The following is a 22,610-nucleotide window of genomic DNA, read 5'->3' on the forward strand; positions in this document are numbered from 1 at the left end:
CAGTGAGCTCTGGATGAACCTGGCCCTACGTCGGTGGGTTCTCGCCTTTGAGCCGCGCCCGCAGCTGTTCGCGGTCGGCGCGGCGCCGCTCATCGACTGCGGCGATACTGGCGGTGGCCCGTAGGCGCAGCGGCTTGAACAGCCAGATGCCCAACGGCAGGGCGATCACAATCGCGAACAGCATGGCAATCACCAAGGGGAACTCGTCGATCCCGAGCAGGTGCGCACCGTAGAAGATGACGACAGTGAGCGCGGCCACCAATAGCAGCCGGGCCAGCAGGTACGTGAACATGTCGACCAGCATTCGGCCGGTGTGACGGTCATCGGGCACCGCCCGAGCCTACCGACGCGCGTATATTTGCACCAAGGAGGTTCATCCGTGCTTTACCTGATCCTCATCTTGGTGCTCGCAGGCCTGGTCTACACCGGCTGGCGGCTCACGAAGGCGTATGCCGAACGGCCGAGGACTCGCGTGATCGGTCCGGACGACGATCCGGACTTTTTGTGGCGTCTTGGCCGTGACGACAACAGCCCGCGCTAGAAGGACCTGTGGTCGCCCTTGCCGGGAAATGCGTCGGCCACCACCGCAGCCAATTCGAGCAGCGCGTCGCGGGTTTCCCGTTTGAGCCGATCGAGATCGACCTCGGCACCCTCTTCCAGATGCGGGTCGAATGACACCAGGCGCACCGCCCGGCAGCGCCGCGAAAAGTGCTCGACCACCTTCTGCAGATCGACCTTCCCTGAGCGCGGCCGCACGGCGTTGATGACGGCGACCGAGTTGCGCACCAGATCGTCATGTCCGTGCGCGTCGAGCCAGTCCAACGTCGCCGAAGCACTGCGGGCGCCGTCGACCGAACCGGAGCTGATGACGATCAGTGCATCGGCTTTCGCCAGCACCGCCGACATCGCCGAATGCATCAGCCCGGTACCGCAATCGGTGAGCACCAAACTGTAGAAGCGGTCCAGCACCTCAAGGGTGCGGGTGTAATCCTGCGCACTGAACGCCTCCGATACCGCGGGGTCGCTCTCCGAGGCAAGCACCTCGAGGCGGCTCGGGCCCTGCGAGGTGTAGCTGCGGACGTCGCTGTAGCGCGCGATACCTTCGGCATCGCGCAGCAGATGCCGCACCGTCGCCGAGGTTTCCAGGGGCACCTTCTGGCTCAGCGTGCCCCGGTCCGGGTTCGCATCGACGGCGACGACGCGGTCGCCCCTGATGGAAGCGAACGTCGCACCGAGTGTCGCCGTGATCGTGGTCTTGCCGACACCACCCTTGAGACTCAGAAGGGCAATGCGGTAGCACCCTTGAATCGGCTGGTTGACATGCGCGACCAGGCTGTTGTGGTGGTTGGCCCGCGGGCCTTCCCCCACGTTGATCAACTTGCCCGACATCAGGTAGAGCAGACGGCGCCAGCCATCTGACGGCGGCGGTTTGATCTGACGCAGCAGCGCGCTGGTGGATAGGTCGGGATAGGGCGTGGGCGGCACAGCCGGCCGGTGCAGCGGGGCTGGCGCGGGCGGCTGATGGCGCGCGTAGGGATCGAGCGCGGGGATGCCCGTCGGCGGCGTTGCGTCGTTCCACACCGGCGGCTGCGGGACCACAGGAATGCCGGTGGGATCGGTGAACCGCTGCTCGGAGCGGAATCCGCTGACCGGACGCGGTGCACTGTCGGTGGGTATCGGCGTGCCGTATCCAGGGGTGTGGAACTCCGTGTACTCCGCGGGGAGTGCAGCCGCGGGCTCAGCTCGGCCATGGGCGGGCGGCTTAACCTCGGAACCACGATCTGGCGTCGTGCGGTCGGTCAACCAGGCTGGCAGATCGGCGTTCTCGCGGCCATGTCGGGACTCGGCGCCGTGCGCAGGCTGGTCAGCCACGCCTTACCCGACGCCCGCGTAGGAGTGCAGACCGACCGTCACCAAGTTGATGAAGAACAGGTTGAACACCATCGCGACGAACCCGACGACGTTGATCCAGGCGGCCTTTCGGTCACGCCAGCCGGCGGTCGAGCGGGCATGCAGATAGGCGGCGTAGACCACCCATGCGATGAACGCGACGGTCTCCTTGGGGTCCCAACCCCAGTACCGACCCCACGCCTCCTCGGCCCAGATGGCACCGAAGATGACGCCAAAACCGAATACCGGGAAGGCAAAGATCGTCGTCCGGTAGGCGATGCGATCCAACGTCTGCGCATCGGGCAGCCGCTGCACAATGCGGGCCACCGTGCCGTCCCGGTCCGGGGCGCCCAACGGTGACATCTTCAGCAGGAACAAGATGCTGGCCACCCCGGCGACCAGGAACACCCCCGAGCCCAGGCTCACCACCGACACGTGGATCGGCAGCCAGTACGACTGCAGGGCCGGCATCACCGGCGCCGCGTTGGTGTAGAGGTATTTCACCGAGACGGCCAGCAGGATCAGCACCGGCAGCAACACGAAAACCCACAGGGTGCGGTATTGCGGTTTGCGCAACATGATGGCGGCGGCGACCAGACCGCAGAAGCACGTCAGGTTGATGAACTCGTACATGTTGCCCCAGGGCACCCGCTCGGTCGCCAGTCCGCGCAAGATGATGCACAACAGCAGCAGTCCGGTGCCGAGGTAGACCAGGGCCAGGCCCGCGGTGCCGAAGCGTTCGTCGGCGGATTTGCGTGGTGCCGCGGCGATGACGCCGGGGGTGGCACTGTTCGAGGCAACTCCGCCGCCGCCGGCGGCGACGAGTTCGCGGGCGTCACTGCGGCGCCCGCGGGAGGACGCCAGTTCCACCGCCAGGAGCACCAGTGCGACCACCAAGACCACCAACGCCGAGGTGAAGGCCCAGTCGGAGTAGCGGGCCAACCCGACGTCGACGTTAATGGTGTTCATCAGACCTTCTCTCTCGACGACTCGGCGGCGGCAGTGCCGGCGGCCGGGCCCTGCAACCCCGCCAGCAGCCTGTCGGTCAATCTTTCGAACTCGTCTCCCCAGCCCGAGTTGTCGGTACGCGCCAGGCCGCCCAGTTCGACGTCCACGGTACCGGCGGCCTGGCCGTTTGTGCTGGCCGGGGAGAGCCGCACCCAGATCCGCCGCCGCCGGATCAGCAGGGACACGATCAACCCGCCCATCATCGTCAGCGCGAACACCAGCACCCAGAGCTGGCCAGGATCGTGCGAGACCTGCAGGTTGACGAAGGGGGTGGCGGAATCGAACCGCACAATGGTGCCGTCGGCCAGGCGTACCTGCTCACCGGCGCGCAGGTTGACCCGGTCCTGCTTGGTCAGTCGGCCCTGTTCGATCAGCCGCGAATCGAGGGTGAACAGCGATTGCGGGCGGCCGGTGTCCAGACCGGCATCGCCGCGGTAGATATCGATGGCGACGGCAGGGTCACGCATCGCCGGGAAGCCCGACGACAACAGCTTGCCGTCGAGTTGTTCGGTCGGGGCGAACAAACCCTGAATCGCTATCTGGTGTTTGCGTCGTTCGTCGGCGTCGGGATAGGTGCCTCCGGGCGGATCGAACCGGACCACTCCTGACGACAGCAGCGTCAGCGGATTGTCGGGGCGGAACTGCATCGTCTGGGTCCGGGTCTGACCGTCGGGGAAGGTCACCGTGAACGTCGGTGCATAACCGTGGCCCTGCAGGTAGACCCGGTCACCACCGACCCGCAGCGGGTGGTTCACCTCGAGGCGGTACGGCTGCCAGGTGTCGCTGGAGAGGTCCTTGCCCGCCTGGTAGTCGATATTCGCGGCGAAGGATCGGGCCTGCCCGCTTGGCAGGTACTCGGCCTGAAAATCGTTGACCCGCACGCATATCGGGTACAGCGAGGTGCCGTCGACGGTATTACCCGCCCGGAACGAGTCGAACGCTGCGGGCGAGGCCGAACAGAAGCCGGGGCCGCCGTCGGCGATGACGATGACGTTGCCCTCGTAGCCGAACATTTTGCCCGCGGCCACCGCGACCAGCAGACCGAGCAGGGAGAAGTGGAAGACCAGGTTGCCGAACTCGCGCAGATATCCCTTCTCGGCAGAGATTTCGGTGGCGCCGTCGGGTTCGGTGCGCACTACCTTGCGCCACCCGCGCAGCCGCTCGGCCATCGCCGCCGCGACCTGGTCTGTGCTGCCCACAGCTTCGGCCTCGGCGTGTTTCGGCAACCGCGCCAGGTTGCGCGGCGCCGGTACCGGCACTGCCCGCATGCTGCGGGCGTGCTCGATGATGCGTGGCGTCAGGCACCCGACGAGTGAGATGAACAGCAGTGCGTAGATCGCGGTGAACCAGAAACTGGAGAACACGTCGAAGAACTGCAGCCGGTCCAGCCACGGCCCGATCAGCGAATGTTCGGCGATGTACTCGTCGACCTTGGCCGCGTTGAGGCTGCGCTGCGGGATCATCGCACCCGGTACCGCACCCAGCGCGAGCAGGAACAGCAGCACCAGGGCGGTGCCCATCGACGTCAGACCCCGCCAGGTGTTGCGCAACCACTGGCCGAGCAGACGCAAAGTTCCCTTTTTCTGACCCTTTTGAGGGCTGTTTGCGTCTGCTCGCGGGGAGAGGATGCTCACAGCGGCAACCTCACGTCGCTGACGAAGGCGTCGCGCACCCAGGAGACGAACTCGGCCCATACACCGGTGACCAGTGCAATACCCACCAGGATCAGCAGAATCCCGCCGACGAGCTGGATGGTGCGGGTATGCCTGCGCAGCCAGCCCAATCCCCCGACAGCCCAGGATGATCCGAAGGCCAGCAGCAGGAACGGGATGCCCAGCCCGAGGCAGTAGGCGATGACCAGTATCACCCCGCGCGCGACGCTGGCGCCGTCGGTGGCCGATGCGACGGTGATCACCCCGGCCAACGTCGGGCCAAGGCACGGCGTCCAGCCCAGGGCGAAGACCGCGCCAAGCAGCGGCGCACCTGCGACGGTCGAGAGTTGCTTGGGGGTGAAGCGGGCCTGGCGTTGCAGCGCGGGAATGAACCCGACGAACACCAGACCCATGATGATGGTGATCACCCCGCCGACACGTTGCAGCAGTAGCTGATTGGTGATCAGCGACGTCGTCATGCCGAGTACCGCGACGGTGCCGAGGATGAAGACGACAGTGAAGCCGGCGACGAACAACAGCGCCGACCCGGTCACGCGCAGCCGGGTCCGCGCCTGGGTTTTGACTGTCGCGCCATCCTGATCTACCCCGACCACCGCGGCCAGATAGGACAGGTAGCCGGGTACCAACGGCACCACACACGGCGATGCGAACGACACCAGTCCGGCGAGTACGCACGCCCCGAGCGCGAACAGCAGCGGGCCGGACGCGGCGAGTTCGGTTATTCCGCTCATGCTTTCGGCTCGGGTTCAGCCACCAGCCGGGCCACCACCGGCTCCAGGTCCTCGGCGAGCAGCTCACGCAGGAAGACCGCGGCGACCCGGTGCTGGCGATCGAGCACAATCGTCGACGGGATGACGGTGGTGGGGTACTTGCCGCCGAAGGCGATCATCGTGCGCATCGACGGGTCGTAGATCGACGGGTAGGTGACTTTGCGGTCGACGATGAAATCGTGCGCGGCATCGCGGTTGTTATCGCGGACATCGATGCCAAGAAAAGCCACGCCCTGAGAGCGGGTGGCGTCGTACACCTTCTGCAGCTGGCCGATTTCCGAGCGGCACGGCGCACACCACTGGCCCCAGACGTTGATCACCACGACCTTGCCGGCGAAATCGTCCAGCGATAGCGTGCGATCGGGCGCCATCAGGTCGGGTCCGCTCAACGGTCCCGGCCGGCCACGACTCTCGGGCGGATCGTAGAAAATATCGGTCTTACCACCGGGCGCGACGAATTCGAACGTGCCACCCTGGGCCACCGCATCGTCACCGGTGGAGCAGCCGGAGATCAGCAGGGCGAGAATCGCCACCACCGCAATCACCAACCGCCGCATGAGTTATCGACCCGCGGGCTCGGAGTAGGACACGTCGATCAGCTCGTCGCCGTGGTAGGTGAGCGTCGTCAACGAGGCCAGCTGGGTCTGTCGTTTACGCGGATCGTGCGGCAGGCCCTTGCCGGTCAGCGATCGCCACAGGGTTTCCACCGGCAACTGGTGGCTGACACACACCACTTCGTGGCCTTGCCCCTGCACCCGGGCCCGGGCGATCGCGGCGGTCATCCGCGCGGCGATCTCTTTATACGGTTCACCCCAGGACGGTGTGAGCGGATTGCGCATCTGCCACCAGACTTTTGGATCCCGCCAGGCACCGGCCCCCGGCGAGACACGTTTGCCTTCAAAGTAATTCGACGATTCGATCAGGTCCTCATCGACGCCGATGATCAAGTTGTGTGCGGCAGCGACGGGCGCCGCGGTCTCCTGTGCCCGCTGCAGCGGCGAGGCGATGACGGCCACGATGTCGTTACCGGCCAACGCATCCCCCACCGCCTGGGCTTGCGCCCTGCCCTTCTCGGACAGGTGATAGCCGGGCAGCCGGCCGTACAGGATGCCTTCCGGGTTGTGTACTTCACCGTGGCGCATCACGTGGACCTTAGTAATCACCCCGGGGATCGGACCGTTATCGTTCGCCACTCAGGCTCCTGGATTTTCAGCGCTGGCGGCAGCCTGGGCCGCGACCGGGAGTGCGGCGGCGATCCGGTCGAACGCCTCGTCGTCGAGGGCCGCCGAGACGAACCACGCCTCGAACGCACTCGGCGGTGGGTATACCCCGGCGTCGAGCAGGGCGTGGAAAAACGGCGGGAAACGCCAAGTCTGGCTGGCCTTGGCCGACGCAAAATCGGTGACCGGGGTGTCGGTGAAGAACACGCTGAGCATATTGCCTGCGCGCTGAACCTGGTGTGCCACAACGGCATCGGTGAGCGCATCGGCGAACAGGCCGGCCAGCCGATCGGCATTGGCGTCGAGGGCGGCGTAGACGGCGTCGTCAGCGGTGCGCAGCGTGGCCAGCCCGGCGGCCATCGCCACCGGGTTACCCGAAAGCGTGCCCGCCTGGTAGACCGGCCCGAGCGGCGCGAGGCGCTCCATCACGTCGCGCCTGCCACCGAAGGCCGCGGCAGGCAGTCCGCCACTCATCACCTTGCCGAAGGTGAACAGGTCGGCCTCTACGGGATCGATTCCGTACCAACCACTTCGGCTGACCCGGAACCCCGTCATCACCTCGTCCATGATCAGCAGCGCACCGTGTTCGGCGGTGATCCGGCGCAGCGCGGCGTTGTAGCCGGGCAGCGGCGGGACGGTGCCCATGTTGCCGGGGCTGGCCTCGGTGATGACCGCGGCGATCTGATCGCCGAATGTCGCGAAGCTCTCCTCGACGGCGTCGACATCGTTATAGGGCAGCACAATGGTGTCAGCGGCCGTCGCACCCGTCACGCCCGGCGAGGACGGCAGGCCCAGGGTGGCCACACCGGAGCCGGCGTCGGCGAGCAGCGCGTCCACATGGCCGTGGTAACAGCCGGAGAACTTCACCACCTTGGCGCGACCGGTGAACCCGCGGGCCAGCCGGACCGCACTCATGGTGGCTTCGGTACCGGAGTTGACCAACCGGACCCGCTCGACGGGGGCAACCCGGTTGATGATCTCGGCAGCCAGTTCGGACTCCGACGGGGTCGGCGCACCGAAGGACAGTCCGTGCGCGGCGGCGGCAATGACCGCCTCGACCACGGCAGGATGGGCGTGCCCCAGGATCATCGGGCCCCACGAGCAGACCAGGTCGACGTAGCGGTTGCCGTCGGCGTCGGTCAGCCAGTACCCCTTGCCCGAGGTGATGAAGCGCGGCGTCCCGCCCACGGAGTTGAAGGCACGGACCGGGGAGTTCACGCCGCCGGGGATAACGGCGCAGGCATCGGCGAAGAGCTTGGCTGACAGCTCGGTACTGCTCATGGCAACCAGTGTCCCAGCCATTGCTGATGGGACCGACTACAGGGTGTAGTTGTCAGGCGGGGGTGAGGGCGAAAACGGGGTGATCAGCGGGGTTCGGCAGCTTGGCGAAGTACCCTTCGACGGTCTTACCTGCCTTGATCCGGTAGGCCGCCAGCACAGGTTCACGCTGGTCGACGGGGATTTCTCTGGACAGGAACTCGACCGCACCGGCCTGGGTGGTCAACGTCACCTTCGGGGTGGCGCGCACATTGCGGACCCACTGCGATTCCCCCCGGGTGGAGACCAGATATTTGGTGCCACCCACCTCGACGGTGATCACCGGAATCTGCTGGTGGTGGCCCGAACGCCGGGTCACGGTCAAGGTCTCACAGCCGGCGACGCCGGTGGCCATCGCGACCTTGTTGAAGATCTTGGCGGTGAACCACGGCGGCTTGAGGTAGGCCATCGCCTGAGTCTGCTCAGTTCGGACACCATTGGCAACGAGGACCGCGATGATGGTGAGCCTGTGGCTGCCCTTCAGCAGGCCGTCGTGCTCAGGCGTGCCAGCTCAGGACGTCGCCGGTGCCTGCCGTCATCACCGTGCCCGGCATCACCCGCAACCGACGCGGGGTCAGATGCAGCGCCGCGAACGCCGGCGAGGTGGGCCCGTCGCGCCACGGTTCGATGATCGCCGGGTCGTAGCCGACCGGTGCGGGAGCGTTTTTGAACTTGTCCCACACGGCGATCCGTGTCTCGTCGTCGAAGTACCACTGGACCGAACAATCTGCGGCGGCGGTGTCCTGCGTGGTGGTCCAGTAACTCACCGACACATCGGGGTGTAGCGCCAGGTCGGCATGTTTGATCGGGGTGGGCGAGGTGGCGATCCAGCCGACGAGGTCGGTGCCGTCCCACTCCCAGATCGGATGCAGGATGCGACTGCGCGGCCGTGCGTCTCGGTCCACTGTCGCCACCGACGCCCAGACAATCGAATGGGCCATCTCGACAAAGGCGGGGGCGATCACCTCCAACGGCGTCATCGGTACAACGCTACCCAGCAACCCCGGCGTTTGGTACCGACCCGGACAGGAAACACCAGGACCACACCAAACCAACCAGGGAGGCACCCCGATGTCCTTTGTGGGAGCACAAGACCAAGCCGACAGGGCCGTGGCCAAAGCGGCTGAGGCCGCCGGCCACACCGACGACGAAGCCCAGAAATTGTTGGCCGAGGCCGTCGGGCACCTCGGGATGGCGATCTCGGCGATCGCGGTGGAGCTCAACAGCCGCTGAGGGCTCAGACCGGCGCGCCGACCTTGCCGGCGTGCAGGGCAGTGGGCAGGCTCGGCACAAAGTGCGCGACGGCGAAGGCGCGAATATCCTCTGCGGTCTCCAGCGGTGCCGGCCCGGGCATCAGCAGCGCCATCATCACGTAACGCAGGGTGGCGTCGGCCAGCCCGGTGACCGCGGCGGGGCCGATCCGCTCGGCGAAACCCGGCGGAAAGATCACCCGCAGCGCGTCGACGATCCGTAGAACGGCGGCGTGGTAATGCTGGTGTGCCAGTTCAAGGGCCAGAGCGGGCTCATCGACGACCAACTGGTTCAGGACGCGGTGCTCACGGAACCGCAGGATCGCCGAGGTGAACGCCTCGACATAGTAATTCGATTGTGGGCCAGCATTTTTCAATTCTTCGGCGATAGCGGCATATAGCGTCGCATTCTCCCGGTCGATGACGGCGATAACCAGTTCGTCCCGTCCGGCGAAGCGCCGGTAGATGGTGGTCCGGCTGACCTTCGCGCGCCGCGCCACATCGTCGAGTGCGGCACGACGGAAGCCGAACCGTTCGAATTCGATGATGGCGGCGTCCAGGATCGCCGTGGTGGCCGGATCAGGATCGGGCATAGCCGACCTGGGCAAAGGTGTTGTAGCGCACACGCATCGGCAGCCGATCCCAGATCCAGTTGACCGGCCGGGTCCGCCACAACGCGGCGAAGCGCTGGTAGCGCCGCTCCTGGCGGTCACTCCACGGCAGCCCGAGCATCGGCCGCGTCTGGGGCGGCATGCCGCCGGTGGTGATGAAGGCCGCCACCGGGTTGAACACCGGCGCCACCAGTCGCCACACCAGGGGCGATACGCCCTTGGGACGGGGAAAGCCCTTGGTGACGTAGCCGACGCCGTACTTGGCGGTCTGGTGCGGCACGATGACGCGATCCAGCATGTCGTCCCAGTACTTCTTGAACGCCGCGTAGTCCTGCGGCATCGGTCGGTCACTCACGCCGTAACGGCGGTACCACGTTTTCGATTCGGCATAGATCTGTTGCTTCTCGGCATCGGTGAGCCGCTTGACGAAGGTGTCGGCGAAGTACAGCACCTGCTCGACGAAGGTGGCGTGGGCCCAGTAGTAAACCTCGGGATCCAGTGCGTGGTAACGCCTTCCGTCCGGCATATCGCCCTTGATGCTGCGATGGAAATCGCGGACCTGGGTGCCTGCGTTATCGCCCTCGGCGCCGTACACCGTCATCATGATCGGGGGGATCGACCGCTTGACGCGGGCGGCGGTATCGGCGAAGAACACCGAGTGGTCCAGCACGCCCTGGCCGAGCTCGGCGAGCATGTTCTGCAGTACCGCGGGCCGCGGGCCGATCAGATACATCCGGTTGTCGCCGAAGTACTTCCACACCAAGGATTGCGGGCCCAGTGGCAGCGCATCTTCTGCGGTGCCAGGTTCGGAGGTCTCGGTATTGGCGAGATCAGTCATTGGCACAGTGTTACATATTTTGAACTCTGTACCAACCGGGGAATGCTAGGCTCGCGCCCAACAAGCCAGCGGAGTGCGACATGTCCTGCCGAAAGAGCTTCTCCCCATTCGCCCACGGGTTCGGATGAGCGATAAGCAGAGTGCCGAATTGGCGGCTGTCGTTGCCGCGCTTGCGCCGACAGGGCCTGACCCGGCGGCCGGGCCGGTGACGTCAACCCAACTGCGCGCCGGAGAGCTCCTTGGGCCGCGCGTGGTCGCCTGGGCGGCAGAGGTCGCCGGCGAGGTGGCTTCTGGCACGAAGGCCAGACCCCTCGGTAAGGCGGCGCCGGTAGGCGATATCGCCGCCCAAACTGAGATCCTGATCCTGCGTATCTTGTTCAAGCTCACCGATACAGAGGATGTCGTCGGCGCGGCGGAGCTGGCCGACCGCACAGAAGACTCGATAAGACAGCTGATCGCCACCGGGGTTCCGTTCGACCGCATCGCTGAAACAATCAGGCTGGCAAACGAACTCGTGATACGAGCCCTCCTCAGTGTGGCGATCTCCCACCAAGTATCAGCCGCAACACTGACCACCATCACCCTCACGGTGGCAACGTCGGCGGACGCGGTGCTCGATACCATGGCCAATCAGTATCTGACTGAGAGGCAACGCTTCTCGTCCTCCGGGGTACACGCGCAGCAGGAATTGATCGAGAGGCTGATCACCGGCCGTCCGGTCGACCCGCGCCTGACCAAGAGTGTCTTGAAGATCGTCGTCGACGACCACCACCTGGGGTTCGTCGTTTCCGGAACCGATTCCTCACCCCTGAGCCTCCGCACGCTTCGACGCTCGGTGGAGATCATCAGTGGCCAGCTACAGGTGTCCACCGTCGTCGTCCGGGAACACCCCGACTCACTCTGGGTGTGGGCCACCTTCCCACGGCAGGCACGCCTGGACGACATGCGGCTTGCCGCCGAACTGGACACCGCGGTGCGGGTGGGCGTCGGAACAGCACAACCGGGGGCGGCGGGATTTCGCCGAACTCATCTCGAAGCTCTTGCCGCCAATCACTTCGCGCAAACGCGGACGAGTCGCGTCATCGACTACCACCGGCACGGATTGCCCATCTTGATCAGCCGCGACCAGGAGAAGGCCGACTGGTTCGTGACATCGGAACTCGGCGAGCTGGCGGTGCCGAGTCCGCGCAACCGGGACCTGGTGCTGACACTGCGGTGCTACTTCGACTCGAAGCTGCGTATCGCGGTCGCCGCCGAACGCCTGCACGTCCACCGAAATACCGCGATCAGTCGGTTGGCCACACTGGAAACGATCCTCGGCCATCCCGTGACCGAACGGATGGCCGAAGTCCAGGCCGCGCTGGCGATTCTCGACTTCGGCCATCTCGACGACGGCCAGTCCTAGACCGACTGCGATGACAGGGCGGCCTCGATCACGCTGCCGTCAACCCAGTTGCCGTGGAAACCCATCGGAACACGCTGATTGAGCTTCACCCGGGCGACCGGTTCGGCGCCGAAGTGCAGCGCGTCGTGGATCAGTAGCTCCGACAGGCGGGTGAAGGGGTTCCACCACAGCGACATCATCCAGCCGTCGTCCTCACCCGTGGCCGACTCACGCGCGACGAATACCGGCTCTGAGGGCGAGATGAGCTCGCCATTGGAAATGATCGCCGTCTGGTCACCCTGGTAGTCATGCTTGGCCAGACCGTCCGTCAGCCACCCGTCGACGCCTCTGGTCGTGGCGTAGTAGCCGAAGCGGTGCTCCCGGAGCGCATAGTCGTCGTTGATTCTCGGGAATTCACCCACCACATCGGTGATCTGGTGGTCGGTCATCAGGCCGGTACCCAGGTCGATCACCCAGCGCCACGGCGTGGCGACCATCGTGTCGAACCATTTGTTGAAATCCTGCCCCGGCTGGATGGAGTCTGCCTCCTCCTTGAGCCTGCCCCACCGCTCGGTACGGTGACCGTCGACGACGATCTGCTCGCCTTCGGAGTACGCGTTGTAGAAGTGGGTCGCGGAGTACGCCCCACCGCCGTCGATCCAGGTGATCGCGTGAGTGTGGCGGTTGAGCACCGCAAATCGAGTTCCGTTGGACGCCAATGGGTCCCAGATGGCGCCGGGTAGCCCAGCCATGATGTCTTCTGGGCGGTACACAGTGGGATTGATGACGAATATGGCGTAGTCGTCGGTGGCGGCGAAGTCGTGCATGAAGCAGGAGACGCCCATGTCGAACTTATAGCTATCCAGCAGCTTCCCATGGGAATTAGCTTGATACCACGTCAGTTCCGAGCCGCTGACGCCGTAGAACAACATGTCCCCGTTGCGGGGGTCCGTCTTCCAGTGCGCGGTGACAGGCCCGGCGACACTGCCGTGGTAGTCGTAGTGGCCGCGCGTCTCCAACGTGGTGGGATGCAGTTCATGTGGGAGGTCGATCTCGGTGAAGACCAGGAGCCGGTCATCAAACAAGGTGACATGCGTATTGGCGGGGTTCTTCATCGGCGGGTCAAGCGAAAGGTCAGGAATCACACCACCATTGAGGATGCTGCCGTAGACGGCCTTGCCGTTTTCCTCCTCGATCTTGAACCCCGCCGTCTTGACCCACCGGTTCGCGGCATGGGCCCGACCGTCGCGGAGGAACACCGCGTAGACCATCCCGTCGCCGTCGAACCAGTGATAACGGTCTGGATTGCTTGGGCGCACATGCGGGTTGGAACTGGTGCGGTACAGCGCCCCGTTGAGTTCGCGCGGGATCTCGCCCACCACCTCCAGATCAAAGGTGTTGGCCTCCTGGTGCCACGGCTCGAATGGTCCGTTCAATGACCTGTTGTTGTCGTCCCACATGGGGTTCTCCTCGTCGGATTATGAGTTCGGGCGGGCCTGCCCGGCTCCTGCATCCAGTGTGGGGGACGAGGAAGCGACGATCATCGGCCAGAGCGCACACACTTGCGCGCACACAGTGGGCACTCTGTCTGGCGCGCTCGACGAGTGATTTGGGCGCGCATACCCGCGCACACCGCGGGTTTGCGCGCCCGAATCGCTAGGAGAACCGGCGCAGGCGCAGGCTGTTGGCCACCACGAGCACCGACGAGCACGCCATCGCGGCCCCGGCGATCATCGGATTGAGCAGACCGAACGCGGCCAGTGGGATCGCCGCGGTGTTGTAGGCGAACGCCCAGAACAGGTTCACCCGAATCGTGTGCAGGGTGCGGGCCGACAGCCGCAGCGCCAGCGGCACGGTCCGCAGGTCACCGCGAACCAGCGTGACATCACCGGCTTCGATGGCCGCATCGGTGCCCGTGCCCATCGCCATCCCGATATCTGCGGTAGCCAGCGCCGGGGAATCGTTGACGCCGTCGCCGACCATCGCCACCCGTTTGCCTTCGGCCTGCAGGCGCTTGATTACATCGGCCTTACCGCTGGGCAGCACGCCGGCGATCACATTCGCCCGGCCGATTCCGACCTCGTCGGCCACCTTCTGCGCGACGGCCTCGGTGTCCCCGGTCAGCAGAACCGGCGTGATCCCCATGGCGGTCAGTTCGGCGATCGCCGCCGCGCTGCCTGGCTTGGCCTTATCGGTCAGCCGGATCACGCCGCGGACCTGACCGTCCCACGCAACCTCGACACCGGTACCGACCTCAGGCGGCGCCAACAAGTCGACACCCTTGATCGACCCCTCGCGGGAGACTGACACCCGGCTGCCCTTCACGACTCCGGACACCCCAATCCCTGGTTCGTTCACGAAATCGGTGACATCCGCCAGCGAGAAACCCCGCCCCCTGGCCTCAGCGACGATCGCTGCGGCGACGGGATGTTCGGAGGCGGCCTCGACCGCGGCGGCGTACGCCAGCACGACGTCGGGGTACTCGAACGGTGCTGCGTCGATACTGCTGACGCTCATCACGCCGGTGGTGATGGTGCCGGTTTTGTCCAGCACCACGGTATCGATACCGGTAACGGTCTCCAGCACCTGCGGGTCTTTGATCAGCACACCCAGCTGCGCGCCACGGCCGGTGCCGACCAGAATCGCCGTCGGCGTGGCCAGCCCGAGCGCGCACGGGCAGGCGATGATCAGCACGGCGACCGCCGCGGTGAACGCGGTCGATACCGGCGCCCCGGCGATCAGCCAACCGATGACCGTCAGCGCGGCGACCGCCAGCACCGCGGGCACGAAGACAGCCGACACCCGGTCGGCGAGCCGCTGAATCGACGCCTTGCCATTCTGCGCATCGGTGACCATCCGGCCCATCCGCGCCAACTGCGTATCGGCACCGACCTGGGTTGCCCGCACCTGGATGCGGCCATAGGTGTTCACCGCGCCACCGAGTACCCGGTCACCGGCCCGCACATCGGCGGGCACGGATTCACCGGTCATGGCCGATATGTCGAGCGCGGAGGCGCCGTCGATGACCACACCGTCGGTGGCCACCCGCTCCCCCGGCCGCACGACGAACACATCGTTCACCCGCAGGTCGTCGATCGGGACCCGGACCTCAAGACCATCGCGCAACACCATCGCGTCCTTGGCGCCCAGCGACAGCAGTGCCCGCAGCGCCGAACCGGCAGAGCGCTTCGCGCGGGATTCGGCGTACCGGCCCGCGAGCAGGAACACCGTGACTGCCGCGGCAACCTCGAAGTACAGGTGGCCGTGCGCGTGACTACCATCCCGCACGAGCGCCTGCTGCACCACCGTGAAGGCCGACCACAGGTAGGCGGCCAGAGTGCCAAGGGAGACCAGGGTGTCCATCGTGGACGCGCCGTGGCGGGCGCTGCGCACGGCCGCCCGGTGGAACGGGAAGCCACCCCACACCACGATCGGCGTCGTCAGGGCCAGGACCAGCCATTGCCAGCCGGTGAACTGCCAGGCCATCACCATCGAGAACGCGACGACGGGGACAGCGAGCACCGCGGACACGATCAGGCGTGCGCGCAACTCGGTATCAGCGGACCCCTCGTCGGGCAACTGTGCATCCGGGCTGCCGAGCACCTCGGCGTGGTATCCGGTGGCCTCGACCGCGTCGACCAAATCGGCGGGTGACACCGTCGCGTCATGTTCGACGTGCGCGCGTTCGACGGCGAAGTTCACCGTGGCTCGGACGCCGGCGATGTCGTTGAGTCCCTTTTCGACCCGCGCCGCGCACGACGCACACGTCATACCGCGCAATTCGAGATCGGTGGAAGTGCGGCCCGATACAGAAGTAGCCATCCCGCCATGGTACCCCCAGGGGGTATCTTGGCAAGGGCTACTCCGGGGCGGCTGCCGAGATGATCACCTGGCTGCGGGTGATGCGCCGCCACGCTGCCGCCGCGATGATGACCAGCACGGCGGACACCGTCACCAAGAACAAGGTCAATATCAACATCGGGGGGTCATACGCCGCCGAGGTCGTGGCCCGCTCACCAGCGATGATCGGTGCCACATCGACGATCGACCGGACGTTGCACGCACTCCAGACCGCGCCGGCCAGGGCCAGGACTGCCAACACGAACACGGCCATGACCCGACGCTTGGCCGCGGTAACCGTCACAGTTGCGCCCCCGTCACCCCGTCGCGTTCCTCCACCAATCCGGTCAGTACCGCCCGCAACTGCTGGTGGTTGCGCGCCCAGGCCTGGACGGTGCGACCACGTTTGAGCTTGAGGCCGATGCCGGTACGCCCGCGCGGAACGCCGGTCAGCTCGCCGAGGGCGTGCGCCGACTGCCACTTCTCCAGCTCTGCCTTCTCTGCTTTGTTCGTCGACCCCAGATACTTGCGCTCGAAATAGCTACCGGGGCCGGACGACGTCTGCGGGGCCGGGTAGATCTTGGTGATCTCGTCGACCCGGATCGTCTCGGTGCCCTGGCGCAGATACTCCCGGGTCAGCTCGACCGAGGTATGGATCCGGGCCGCCTTGACCTGCACGGTGACAAAACCCGAGACCAGGACGAGAAAGGCCAGCGGAACGATCACCTGCACCCCGACGCCACTGGTGATCTGAATCAGCAACATCGCCAGTGCTGCGGCCGGTCCGGCCAGCACCCAGTTCCAGCTGGCACCGCGCTCGACGAACAGCAGCTCCGCGGGCACCTCCGACGCCACCGGCGTACCGGTGTCGGAGCCGGGATCGCGATCAGGCACCGGACGGTTCTCCGGTTTTACTCGCCCCGAACCAGGCGGCCGCACTCGCCGAGCGCACCGCCAACCCGGAGGCGACGATCAAGAACAACACCACCGGGGCGACCAGCAGGCCCAGCATCTGAATTGCCAACAGGACGCTCAGAAACAGCACCAATGCCATCGACAATGCCACCGCTGCCCTGGCGTAGCGCCAGTCGCCGGTGCGGACGCGACCGGCTAGATAGCCGAGGGCTATCCCGGTGACGATCAGGATGGCGCCGCTCAACCGAAGAAAAAGCGCAGGCCCGGCGATCGGGACAGACACCACAAAGAGACCATAAAACACCAATAGCACTACTGACAGCAGCCACAACCAAAACGCGGCGGTGACCGTGCGGGGACGATCGGCGGGGGTTGCTGTCATGGTCGGGCCAGCCTAACCGGTCACCTGGTGAAGAACTCCTGGGCGTCCTTACGGTGCAACAGGAAGATACCGCCGGCGATCAGGACCGCACCGACAATGCCGGTGACCGCGAAAACCACCGCGGCGACCGCCGGTCGTTCGGTATTGAACAACCCACTCACCACCGAGACGATCCCGACGAGCCCGCCACCGGTGAGCACCGTCCTGGTCCATCGGTAGCCGTGCCGCATCAAGATCAGGAACGTCACCACCACCGCGGCGAGCACGGTGACGAACAAACCGGTGATCACCAACACGACCGCCGAACTCCCCGTCGGCAGCGTCGCGGCGTCGACGATGTAGCCGATCACCAGGAGCGGTAAGGCAATCACCCACAGCCAGAAACCGGTGTCCACATCGGCCGGGCGCGGCGGCGGCGACTCGGGATGGCCAGGAGGGGGTGGGGTGTGCGGTGCCGTCACGCGAGCCAGCCCGCAACATCGGCCGCCCAGTAGGTCAGCACGATATCGGCGCCGGCGCGTCGGATGCTGGTCAACGTCTCCAGCGCGGCGGCCCGACCGTCTATCCAGCCGTTGGCCGCGGCGGCGGCGATCATCGCGTACTCACCCGAGACCTGATAAGCGGCGACGGGCACCGGCGACACCTCGGCGGCAGCCCTGACCACATCGAGATAGGCCATTGCCGGTTTGACCATGATGATGTCGGCGCCTTCGGCGAGGTCGAGTTCGATCTCGCGCAGCGCTTCGCGTCCGTTGCCGCTGTCCTGCTGATAGGTGCGCCGGTCCCCCTGCAGACTCGATGCCACCGCCTCGCGAAACGGTCCGTAGAACGCCGAGGTGAACTTCGCCGCATAGGCCAAGACGATGACGTCGGTGTGCCCCGCGGCGTCGAGCCCCTCGCGGATAGCTGCCACCTGACCGTCCATCATCCCGCTGGGGCCGACCACGTGCGCCCCCGATTCCGCTTGCGCGACAGCAAGTTTCACGTATTGCAGATTGGTGGCGTCGTTATCGACGCGACCCCGCTCGTCGAGCACACCGCAATGCCCGTGATCGGTGAACTCGTCGAGGCAGGTATCGGCCATCAGCACCGTGTCATCACCGAGGTCCTTGGCAAGATCACGCAGCGCCACGTTCAAGATGCCGTGTGAGTCGATACCCGTTGAGCCGAACGCGTCCTTATCGGCATCGCGCGGGACACCGAACAGCATCAGACCGCCGACTCCGGCGGCCACCGCATCAGCGGCGGCGCGGCGCAGCGATTCCCTGGTGTGTTGAAAAACCCCCGGCATCGACGAGATGGGCGTAGGTTCGTCGATCCCGTCGGCGACGAACATCGGCAGGACCAGATGCCTTGGCTCCACAGTTGTTTCGGCGACGAGCCGACGCAACGCAGGGGTGGAACGGAGCCGGCGTGGACGATGCGTCAAAGACGACACAGCGAAGACTCCCTAACCTAGCGCCGCCGACTCTTCTTACGCGGCGGCGGCAGCGCACCCTCGGCACGCAACCGGGCGGCATGCTCGGCCAGTGCCTCCACCAACGGTCCGACGGCGGCGGTCTCCGGCTGGACATCGACGCGCAACCCGAATTCGGCTGCAGTTTCAGCGGTTTTAGGCCCGATGCAGGCAACGATGGTGCGCGCATGCGGTTTACCGGCGATGCCGACGAGGTTGCGCACCGTCGAGCTCGAGGTGAAGCAGACGGCGTCGAACCCACCGGTCTTGATCATCTCGCGAGTCTGCGCTGGCGGCGGTGCGGCCCGCACCGTCCGGTACGCGGTGACATCCTCGATCTCCCAACCGCGTTCACGCAGCCCCTCGGCGAGGGTCTCGGTCGCGATATCGGCCCGCGGCAACAGCACCCGGTTGACCGGATCGAAAATATCGTCGTAGTCCGGGAATTCGTCGAGCAGGCCGAGCGAGGACTGCTCACCCGAAGGCACCAGCTCGGGGCTGATCCCGAAGGCGCGCACCCGATCTGCGGTGGCCTCACCGACGCAGGCGATCTTCACTCCCGAGAAGGCACGGGCGTCCAGACCGAATTCGCCGAACTTCTCCCAGACCGCACGCACGGCGTTGGTCGAGGTGAACACCACCCACTGGTAGCGGCCGTCGACGAGACCCTTGACGGCGCGCTCCATCTGGGCGGGGCTACGCGGCGGTTCGACGGCGATCGTCGGTACCTCGATCGGCAGGGCGCCGTGAGAGACCAGCTTGTCGCTCATCTCGCCGGCCTGATCCTTGGTGCGCGGCACCAGTACGGTCCAGCCGTACAGGGCGCGGCTCTCCCACCAGTTGAGCTTGGCGCGGTGAGCGACGGTCTTGCCGATGGTGACCACCAGCGGACCGGTCATCGGGCCGGCGGGATCGGAAGCGCCGATGGCGGCGCGGTCGGTCAACTCATGCAGGGACGCCTCGATACTGCGCTGGGCGCAGGTGGTGCCCTGTGAGGTGACCACGCACGGGGTCGAATCGGCCAGTCCGTACTCGATCAGCGTTCGGGCCGACTCGGCCAAATGCGATGCCGTGGCGTGCAGGATCAGCGGGCCGGGTGCTGCGGCCAGCGCAGCCCAGTCGACATCACCGCGCACGTCGGCGACGGTGTGCGACGAACCCAGCGGCAGGCCGGCGTAGGTCGGAACCGCGGTGGTGGCAGGCAGTCCCGGCACGATCTCGAAGTTCAGCTGCGTCTTGGCCACGGCGGTGACCTCGGCGAGCACCGAGTCCACCGACAGCGGGTCGCCGGCCACGAGCCGCACCACATCGACACCGAGTCGCGCCTCATGCGCCAGCGTCTTGGCCACTTCGGCCGGATCACCAAGGGCGGGCCGAATATCGGGCCCCTGCGAGACGGTGGCGGACGCGACGACAACCGCGACCTCGTCGGCGACTGGGGCATCAAGTGACGGCGAGCCGTCGGGGTTGGGCGCCGCTTCGGTTGGTGCGGCACGGTTCTCAGGGGCGCGCGCGGGCCCCGAGGTCGGCGGCAGTTCCGAACCAACAAGGCTCAGTACCTGTTCGGGCACATCGGGGTCGGTGAACACCAGCGCGGCATTGGCCAGCACTGCCCGCGCTCTGGTCGTCAGCAGTCCCGGGTCACCCGGTCCTGATCCGACGAACATGATGCGGCCAGGCTTCGGCTTGCGTCGCACACCAGCTTGGGGGGTCATCTTGTGAACTCCTGCTCTCATCGCGCGTCCGATATGAGCTCGCGCGCACCCAGTTCGAACAACTCCCCGGCCACGGAGAGCCCCAGCTCCCGTGCCCGACCGGGGGTTCCGATCCCGGACGCGCGGATCACGTCAGATCCGTCCACCGCCGCCACGCATCCGCGCAGTGACAGCTCTTCGAAGATGCGACCGTCCTCATCGATGGACTCGACCACTTCCGCGATCGCGCCCACCGGTGCGGAGCAACCCGCTTCCAGTTCGGCGAGCAGGGCCCGCTCTGCGGTGACGGCCTCCCGGCTGTCGGCGTGATCCAACTCCGCCAACAGTTCGGTGAGCCAGGTATCGCCGGAACGGCACTCGACCGCCAACGCTCCCTGTGCCGGCGCCGGCAACATCTGAACCGGCTCCAACGTCTCTGTGACATCGCCGAGGCGACCGATGCGAGCTAGACCCGCCCGGGCCACCACGATGGCGTCAAGATCACCACTACTTACCCTGTTCAACCTGGTATCTAGGTTGCCTCGTAGGGGGCGAATTTCCAAACCGAGACCCAGTGCTCTAAGCTGCGCCGCCCGCCGCACGGACGACGTGCCGATCACCGAACCCGCTGGCAACTCCCCAAGCACCAGTCCGTCGCGGGCGACCAGGGCATCTCTGGCGTCCTCGCGCGGCGGTATGGCCGCGATGACAAACCGGGAATCCTCGGCCGTCGGCAAATCCTTGTAGGAGTGCACAGCCATATCCACCCGGCCGTCGTCGATGGCTTGACGCAGCGCGGCAGTGAACACTCCGACGCCGATATCGGCAATCGGGGCCGACGACTGGTCGCCCGCGGTGGAGATGATCACCAGTTCCGCGGCCTGCCCGCGGGCGATGAGAGCGTCCCTGATGGTGCCCGCCTGCGTGGTGGCCAGCAGGCTGCCCCGGGTGCCGATTCGTATCACTCGGCTCTCAGTGTCAGGCAAGTGCTACTCGGGCGTTTCGATGATGATGTCGAGATCCGTTGACACAAGCGGTAATTCACCGGCGGTGGCGACGGCGTCGACGGCAGTCGGGTCGAGCTCGAACAGTTCGCGCAGCGCTTCGGCGTAGGTGTCCCCGCCGGGGGCGCTGGCCAGTTGCTTGACCCGCACCGTCGGCGCGTGCAGCAGCTTGTCGACCACGCGGCGGACCGTGCGGGCGACTTCGTCGCGCTGGGTGATGTCCAGGCCGGGCAGCCGATTGTCCAGGCGCAGCAACTCCGCCTCGACGACGTCGGCGGCGCGCTGGCGCAACGCGGTGACCGTTGGGGTGACCTCGGCCATCCGCTGGCCGGCCAGGTAGGTGGCAACTTCGCCGGCGACCATCTGGCGGGCGGCGTCGGCGTCGGCGGCGGCCGCGCGAGCTGACGGCTCCCGCTGGATACGGTCCATATCGACGACCCAGACCCCAGGCAGACCGGCCACCGCGGGGTCGACATCGCGTGGCATTCCGAGGTCACAGACGACCAACTGGCGCTGCTGCCCGACCCTGGTAGTCCGCTGGGCCAGGGCAAGGTGCACATCGGCCAGCGAGACCACCGGGCGGACCGCACCGGTGCTGCTGATCACCACGTCGGCGTCGGCCAGGGCCACCGCGAGGTCGTCGAGGCTGTGCGCGTGAGCGATCACACCCTGCTCACGCAGGTTCGCCGCGAGGCGCTGCGCCCGCGGCACCGACCGGTTGACCACGTGCACGGTGCTGATCCCGGCCCGCACCAGATGCGCTGCCGACAGCGCGCCCATGGCACCTGCGCCGACCACGGCGGCCGAGCGGCCGGCCAGGCCCTCGAGTCGGGTCTCGGCCATCCCCAGCGCCACCGACACCACCGACGCACCTGCGGCGTCGATCCCGGTCTCGGAATGCACCCGCTTACCCACCGAGAGCGCGCGTTGCGCCAATTCGTGCAGGGTTCGTCCCACGGTGTGGTTGGCCTCGGCCGTTGCGTAGGCCCTGCGGACCTGGCCGAGTACCTGCGCTTCACCGATGACCGCCGAATCAAGGCCGGCCGTGACGGCGAACAGATGCTCGACAGCCGCCTCGGCGTACCGCACGTAGGCGTACTTGGTCAGGTCACCCAGCGGCAGGCCGCAGTGATCGGACAACACCTGACCGATGACGGAAAGACCACCGTGGAATGCCTCGACCACCGCGTACACCTCGACCCGGTTGCAGGTAGAGAGCACCATGGCCTCGGTGACCAACGGTGATTGCAGCACCTGGTCGACGATCTTGGCTTGATCGGACTCATCGGTGGACAGTTGCTCCAGAACGGAGACCGGCGCACTGCGATGCGACACCCCGAACAGCAGGACACTCACAG

The 22,610-nt window shown here is 66.3% G+C and carries 25 protein-coding genes; 3 read left to right on the forward strand and 22 right to left on the reverse strand.

The genetic code is table 11. The annotated features are described in order from the left end of the window. Positions 1-25 precede the first annotated feature (25 nt). A complete protein-coding gene (locus ADBZ9O_RS28735) occupies positions 26-304 on the reverse strand; it encodes a DUF4229 domain-containing protein (RefSeq protein ID WP_526533608.1) in 279 nt (92 codons plus the stop codon). Between the two features lie 75 nt (positions 305-379). Here ADBZ9O_RS28735 and ADBZ9O_RS28740 point away from each other — a divergent pair, with 75 nt between their 5' ends. Beyond that, complete coding sequence (locus tag ADBZ9O_RS28740) at positions 380-541, forward strand: hypothetical protein (protein WP_526526694.1); 162 nt, start codon at positions 380-382, stop codon at positions 539-541. On the opposite strand, the gene ADBZ9O_RS28745 is transcribed toward ADBZ9O_RS28740, so the two are convergent. The 9 genes from ADBZ9O_RS28745 to ADBZ9O_RS28785 all read right to left on the reverse strand — a co-directional run bounded on the left by ADBZ9O_RS28745 (position 538) and on the right by ADBZ9O_RS28785 (position 8,858). Then, a complete protein-coding gene (locus tag ADBZ9O_RS28745) occupies positions 538-1,803 on the reverse strand; it encodes a MinD/ParA family ATP-binding protein (RefSeq protein ID WP_526533610.1) in 1,266 nt (421 codons plus the stop codon). The genes ADBZ9O_RS28740 and ADBZ9O_RS28745 overlap by 4 nt on opposite strands. A gap of 72 nt (positions 1,804-1,875) precedes the next feature. Then, positions 1,876-2,859 carry a c-type cytochrome biogenesis protein CcsB gene (gene ccsB / locus ADBZ9O_RS28750; protein WP_526526695.1) on the reverse strand — a complete coding sequence of 328 codons (984 nt, stop codon included), beginning with the start codon at positions 2,857-2,859 and terminating at the stop codon, positions 1,876-1,878. Continuing rightward, positions 2,859-4,418, reverse strand: coding sequence for a cytochrome c biogenesis protein ResB (resB, locus tag ADBZ9O_RS28755; RefSeq protein WP_526533612.1), 1,560 nt, complete (start codon positions 4,416-4,418; stop codon positions 2,859-2,861). Before resB ends, ccsB begins: the two co-directional genes overlap by 1 nt. 110 nt (positions 4,419-4,528) lie before the next feature. Further along, entirely contained in the window at positions 4,529-5,302 is a 774-nt protein-coding gene (locus ADBZ9O_RS28760) for a cytochrome c biogenesis CcdA family protein (protein ID WP_526526697.1), read from the reverse strand. Further along, positions 5,299-5,898: a TlpA disulfide reductase family protein gene (locus tag ADBZ9O_RS28765; protein WP_526526698.1), complete on the reverse strand. Its 600-nt coding sequence runs from the start codon at positions 5,896-5,898 to the stop codon at positions 5,299-5,301. The genes ADBZ9O_RS28760 and ADBZ9O_RS28765 overlap by 4 nt, the downstream gene beginning before the upstream one ends. 3 nt (positions 5,899-5,901) lie before the next feature. Then, the gene (locus ADBZ9O_RS28770) at positions 5,902-6,483 is read right to left on the reverse strand and encodes a histidine phosphatase family protein (protein WP_526533614.1); all 582 of its coding nucleotides are present in this window, start codon (positions 6,481-6,483) and stop codon (positions 5,902-5,904) included. A 51-nt stretch (positions 6,484-6,534) separates the two neighbouring features. Then, the gene (hemL, locus tag ADBZ9O_RS28775; RefSeq protein WP_526526700.1) at positions 6,535-7,842 is read right to left on the reverse strand and encodes a glutamate-1-semialdehyde 2,1-aminomutase; all 1,308 of its coding nucleotides are present in this window, start codon (positions 7,840-7,842) and stop codon (positions 6,535-6,537) included. Between the two features lie 52 nt (positions 7,843-7,894). Further along, the gene (locus ADBZ9O_RS28780) at positions 7,895-8,287 is read right to left on the reverse strand and encodes a nitroreductase/quinone reductase family protein (RefSeq protein WP_526526702.1); all 393 of its coding nucleotides are present in this window, start codon (positions 8,285-8,287) and stop codon (positions 7,895-7,897) included. 88 nt (positions 8,288-8,375) lie between these two features. Next, positions 8,376-8,858: a pyridoxamine 5'-phosphate oxidase family protein gene (locus tag ADBZ9O_RS28785; protein ID WP_526526704.1), complete on the reverse strand. Its 483-nt coding sequence runs from the start codon at positions 8,856-8,858 to the stop codon at positions 8,376-8,378. A gap of 91 nt (positions 8,859-8,949) precedes the next feature. Here ADBZ9O_RS28785 and ADBZ9O_RS28790 point away from each other — a divergent pair, with 91 nt between their 5' ends. Continuing rightward, complete coding sequence (locus tag ADBZ9O_RS28790) at positions 8,950-9,111, forward strand: hypothetical protein (RefSeq protein WP_526526706.1); 162 nt, start codon at positions 8,950-8,952, stop codon at positions 9,109-9,111. Between the two features lie 4 nt (positions 9,112-9,115). Here the strand turns inward: ADBZ9O_RS28790 and ADBZ9O_RS28795 are convergent, their stop codons facing one another. Next, positions 9,116-9,721, reverse strand: a complete 606-nt coding sequence (locus ADBZ9O_RS28795) for a TetR/AcrR family transcriptional regulator (protein WP_526526708.1) — start codon at positions 9,719-9,721, stop codon at positions 9,116-9,118. After that, the gene (locus ADBZ9O_RS28800; protein ID WP_526526710.1) at positions 9,708-10,577 is read right to left on the reverse strand and encodes an oxygenase MpaB family protein; all 870 of its coding nucleotides are present in this window, start codon (positions 10,575-10,577) and stop codon (positions 9,708-9,710) included. The genes ADBZ9O_RS28795 and ADBZ9O_RS28800 overlap by 14 nt, the downstream gene beginning before the upstream one ends. Positions 10,578-10,701: 124 nt before the next feature. On the opposite strand from ADBZ9O_RS28800, the gene ADBZ9O_RS28805 reads away from it, so the two are divergent. Continuing rightward, positions 10,702-11,982, forward strand: a complete 1,281-nt coding sequence (locus ADBZ9O_RS28805; protein ID WP_526526713.1) for a PucR family transcriptional regulator — start codon at positions 10,702-10,704, stop codon at positions 11,980-11,982. Here ADBZ9O_RS28805 and ADBZ9O_RS28810 read toward each other — a convergent pair. The 10 genes from ADBZ9O_RS28810 to ADBZ9O_RS28855 form a co-directional block, all read right to left on the reverse strand. After that, the gene (locus ADBZ9O_RS28810; protein ID WP_526526715.1) at positions 11,979-13,421 is read right to left on the reverse strand and encodes a carotenoid oxygenase family protein; all 1,443 of its coding nucleotides are present in this window, start codon (positions 13,419-13,421) and stop codon (positions 11,979-11,981) included. The genes ADBZ9O_RS28805 and ADBZ9O_RS28810 overlap by 4 nt on opposite strands. A gap of 196 nt (positions 13,422-13,617) precedes the next feature. Continuing rightward, positions 13,618-15,783 (reverse strand): heavy metal translocating P-type ATPase, encoded by a 2,166-nt coding sequence (locus ADBZ9O_RS28815; RefSeq protein ID WP_526526716.1) that lies wholly within the window; start codon positions 15,781-15,783, stop codon positions 13,618-13,620. 37 nt (positions 15,784-15,820) lie between these two features. Beyond that, positions 15,821-16,075, reverse strand: a complete 255-nt coding sequence (locus ADBZ9O_RS28820) for a hypothetical protein (protein WP_526526718.1) — start codon at positions 16,073-16,075, stop codon at positions 15,821-15,823. A gap of 26 nt (positions 16,076-16,101) precedes the next feature. Further along, on the reverse strand, positions 16,102-16,656 hold the full coding sequence (gene mce1N, locus ADBZ9O_RS28825) for a transport-regulating membrane protein Mce1N (RefSeq protein WP_526533616.1): 555 nt from the start codon (positions 16,654-16,656) through the stop codon (positions 16,102-16,104). A 31-nt stretch (positions 16,657-16,687) separates the two neighbouring features. Beyond that, positions 16,688-17,098 (reverse strand): hypothetical protein, encoded by a 411-nt coding sequence (locus tag ADBZ9O_RS28830; protein ID WP_526526719.1) that lies wholly within the window; start codon positions 17,096-17,098, stop codon positions 16,688-16,690. Positions 17,099-17,118: 20 nt separating this feature from the next. Further along, on the reverse strand, positions 17,119-17,559 hold the full coding sequence (locus ADBZ9O_RS28835; protein WP_526526721.1) for a hypothetical protein: 441 nt from the start codon (positions 17,557-17,559) through the stop codon (positions 17,119-17,121). Then, entirely contained in the window at positions 17,556-18,536 is a 981-nt protein-coding gene (gene hemB, locus ADBZ9O_RS28840) for a porphobilinogen synthase (RefSeq protein WP_526526723.1), read from the reverse strand. Before hemB ends, ADBZ9O_RS28835 begins: the two co-directional genes overlap by 4 nt. Positions 18,537-18,553: 17 nt before the next feature. Continuing rightward, positions 18,554-20,269, reverse strand: a complete 1,716-nt coding sequence (locus ADBZ9O_RS28845; RefSeq protein ID WP_526526724.1) for a bifunctional uroporphyrinogen-III C-methyltransferase/uroporphyrinogen-III synthase — start codon at positions 20,267-20,269, stop codon at positions 18,554-18,556. Positions 20,270-20,286: 17 nt separating this feature from the next. Next, complete coding sequence (hemC, locus tag ADBZ9O_RS28850; protein WP_526526726.1) at positions 20,287-21,213, reverse strand: hydroxymethylbilane synthase; 927 nt, start codon at positions 21,211-21,213, stop codon at positions 20,287-20,289. Between the two features lie 24 nt (positions 21,214-21,237). Then, the gene (locus tag ADBZ9O_RS28855; protein WP_526526728.1) at positions 21,238-22,608 is read right to left on the reverse strand and encodes a glutamyl-tRNA reductase; all 1,371 of its coding nucleotides are present in this window, start codon (positions 22,606-22,608) and stop codon (positions 21,238-21,240) included. Positions 22,609-22,610: the final 2 nt, after the last annotated feature.

Origin of the sequence: Mycobacterium sp., from assembly GCF_965229105.1 — a bacterium.
Lineage (GTDB): Bacteria > Actinomycetota > Actinomycetes > Mycobacteriales > Mycobacteriaceae > Mycobacterium.